Raw genomic sequence first — 436 nt, forward strand, 5'->3', positions numbered from 1 at the left:
ACAACTTGGGCAGGCTCATCTTCAACTTGATTTAGCTCATAGTAATATAAGACAGTCTCTTACCTCTGCTTGGTTTCAGTTAAAGGGGGCACGCGCATCTGTCGTTGCTTATCGTGAGAGTGTACGTGCTGCTGAAATTGCTCTTAAAGGCCGTCTTCAAGAAAATCGTGTGGGACAGGCGACGACATTGGATGTTTTAAATTCTCGAACTCTGTTGATTAATGCTCAGATTGCGCTTGCTACGGCAGAACGTAATGCTGTTATTGCAAGCTATAGTGTTCAATCTTCTATTGGTAAATTAACTGCAGATTATTTAGGTTTAAAAACAGTAAAATATATCCGATAATGCTTAAAAGTGACTTTTAAGGTGCAAATAGTTTTAATTTTTAAAAAGTCAGAAAATCCGTATTTGAGCATGTTGAAAAAGATAGCGGTT

The 436-nt window shown here is 37.8% G+C and carries 1 protein-coding gene; it reads left to right on the plus strand.

Annotated elements, in window-relative coordinates:
• Positions 1-346 (plus strand): TolC family protein (locus tag J7R05_RS08265; RefSeq protein ID WP_208541879.1); only part of this gene is annotated, 346 nt, incomplete at its 5' end.
• Positions 347-436: the final 90 nt, after the last annotated feature.

The sequence above is a fragment of the Bartonella capreoli genome (genome assembly GCF_902813205.1).
Lineage (GTDB): Bacteria > Pseudomonadota > Alphaproteobacteria > Rhizobiales > Rhizobiaceae > Bartonella > Bartonella schoenbuchensis.